Origin of the sequence: Frankia sp. AgKG'84/4 (assembly GCF_023242965.2) — a bacterium.
Classification (GTDB): Bacteria; Actinomycetota; Actinomycetes; order Frankiales; family Frankiaceae; genus Frankia.
Genome location: NZ_JALKFU020001166.1, coordinates 1 through 2758 on the forward strand (window position 1 = coordinate 1; position 2758 = coordinate 2758).

The 2758-nt window shown below is 72.2% G+C and carries 2 protein-coding genes; both read left to right on the plus strand.

Going from position 1 to position 2758, the window contains the following annotated elements; translation table 11 throughout:
• Window positions 1–3 precede the first annotated feature (3 nt).
• The gene (coaBC, locus tag MXD58_RS28230) at window positions 4–1305 is read left to right on the plus strand and encodes a bifunctional phosphopantothenoylcysteine decarboxylase/phosphopantothenate--cysteine ligase CoaBC (protein WP_250611208.1); all 1302 of its coding nucleotides are present in this window, start codon (window positions 4–6) and stop codon (window positions 1303–1305) included.
• A 41-nt stretch (window positions 1306–1346) separates the two neighbouring features.
• Window positions 1347–2543: a methionine adenosyltransferase gene (metK, locus tag MXD58_RS28235; protein WP_248839722.1), complete on the plus strand. Its 1197-nt coding sequence runs from the start codon at window positions 1347–1349 to the stop codon at window positions 2541–2543.
• Window positions 2544–2758 lie beyond the last annotated feature (215 nt).

The window sequence follows — 2758 nt, forward strand, 5'->3', positions numbered from 1 at the left end:
GAGCTGACCGGCGCCGCGCCCGCGCCCGCGCCGGCCCGGCGGCCCCGCGTCGTGCTCGGCGTGGCCGGTGGGATCGCCGCGTACAAGGCGGTCGAAGTGCTGCGCCGGTTCACCGAATCCGGCCACCAGGTGCGGGTAGTGCCGACGCCGTCGGCGCTGCGGTTCGTGGGTGAGACGACCTGGGCGGCGCTGTCCGGCAACCCGGTGACCACCGGTGTGTGGGACGACGCCGACGAGGTGGCGCACGTGCGGATCGGCCGTGAGGCCGACCTCGTCCTCGTCGTCCCGGCCACCGCGGACCTGATGGCCCGCGCGGCCGCCGGGCGGGCGGACGACCTGCTCACCGGCACCCTGCTCACCGCCACCTGCCCGGTGGTGTTCGCCCCGGCGATGCACACCGAGATGTGGCAGCACCCGGCCACCCGGGCCAACGTCGCGACCCTGCGGGCGCGGGGGGCGATCGTGCTCGACCCGGCGGTCGGGCGGCTCACCGGCGCCGACTCCGGCCCCGGCCGGCTGCCGGAACCCGCGGAGATCGCCGCCCTTGGCCTGGCCGTGCTGGCTCGCGGGGCGCACGGCGTGCGGCCCGACCTGGTCGGCCGACACGTGCTGGTCACCGCCGGCGGCACCCGGGAGTACCTCGACCCGGTCCGCTTCCTGGGCAACGCCTCCAGCGGCCGCCAAGGCTATGCCGTGGCCCGCGCCGCCGCGGCCCGCGGCGCGACCGTCACGGTCGTCGCGGCGAACGTGGCCCTTCCCGAGGTCGCCGGCGCGCGCACGATCGCGGTCACCTCCGCCGCCGAGCTGCGGGAGCGGGTGCACGAGCTGGCGCCGAGCGCCGATGTGGTCGTGATGGCCGCGGCAGTGGCGGATTTCCGGCCGGCAGCGCCGCAGACGTACAAGATTAAGAAAGAGACCTCCGCGCCCGACACGATTGCGCTGGAGCGAAACCCTGACGTGTTGTCCGAGTTGCTGGCGAACCGCCGGCCCGGCCAGCTTCTCGTCGGATTCGCCGCCGAGACGGGTGGTCCGGACGGGGGTGTTCTTGACCACGCCCAGGCCAAACTAGCCCGAAAGCCGGTCGACCTGCTGGTGGTGAACCAGGTCGGCAACGGGCTCGGCTTCGAGGTCGCCGACAACGCCGCCGTGGTGTTGGACACCCATGGTCGACAGACCACGATCGATCGCATGAGCAAGGACCTGGTCGCGCACCGGATTCTCGACCTCGTCGTCGGGTTCTCGGTCGACCGCGCGGACGCTACCGGCGTTGAGGCAGTGCGGGTGCCCGTGCGGACTCCTCGGTAAGCTTCATCGGAATCAACGGGATCTCCCAGGGGGTAAGACCAGTGGCGACGCGCCTGTTCACGTCCGAGTCCGTCACCGAGGGACATCCGGACAAGATCGCTGACCAGATCAGCGACTCCATCCTCGATGCCATGATCAAGGACGATCCGAAGAGCCGCGTCGCGGTCGAGACGTTGATCACGACCGGTCAGGTGCACGTCGCCGGCGAGGTCACCACCAAGACCTACGTCGACATCGCCGCGGTCGTCCGCGAGCGCATCCTGGAGATCGGTTACGACTCCTCGAAGAAGGGGTTCGACGGCGCGTCCTGTGGCGTCAGCGTCTCCATCGGCGCGCAGTCGGCGGACATCGCCCAGGGCGTCGACACCGCCCACGAGTCCCGCGTCGAAGGCTCCGTCGAGGACGAACTCGACCGCCAGGGCGCCGGCGACCAGGGCCTGATGTTCGGCTTCGCCTGCGACCAGACCCCCGAGCTCATGCCGCTGCCGATCGCGCTGGCCCACCGGCTCGCCCGCCGCCTGTCCGCGGTCCGCAAGGACGGCCAGGTCGGCTACCTGCGCCCGGACGGCAAGACCCAGGTCACCATCGAATACGTCGACGGCCGGCCGGTCCGCCTCGACACGGTCGTCGTGTCAACGCAGCACGCCGCCGACATCGACCTGGACACCCTGCTCGCCCCGGACATCGCCGAGTACGTCGTCGAGCCCGAGCTCGCGCTCCTCGACATCTCCACCGAGGGCCGCCGCCTGCTGGTCAACCCCACCGGCCGCTTCGAGATCGGTGGCCCGATGGGCGACGCCGGCCTCACCGGCCGCAAGATCATCGTCGACACCTACGGCGGCTACGCCCGCCACGGTGGCGGCGCTTTCTCCGGCAAGGACCCGTCCAAGGTCGACCGTTCCGCCGCCTACGCAATGCGCTGGGTCGCCAAGAACGTCGTCGCCGCGGGCCTCGCGAAGTCCTGCGAGGTGCAGGTCGCGTACGCCATCGGCAAGGCGCACCCCGTCGGTCTGTTCGTCGAGACCTTCGGCACCGCCACCGTGCCCGAGGAGCAGATCCAGGACGCCGTGACCCAGGTCTTCGACCTGCGCCCCGCCGCGATCATCCGCGACCTCGACCTGCTGCGCCCGGTCTACGCCCAGACCGCCGCCTACGGTCACTTCGGCCGCCCCGAGCTCGACTTCACCTGGGAGTCGACCTCGCGCGCCGAGGCGCTGCAGCGCGCCGTGAAGGGCTGACGCCCGCGTCGTCCAGCGCCCCTGAGGATTCACCAGGCCGGGTCGGCCGTGCGGCCCGGCCCGGCCTCGCGCCTTCCTGGTGACCGATCATGTCGGTGCCACCTGGTACCAATACGGTCATGACCGAGCAGCCCGGCGTGACCCTCGGCGGCGGCGCGAGCGCGCCGCGACCGGCGTCGGCGGCCATCTCCCCGGCGACCGCCTCGCCGGCGCGG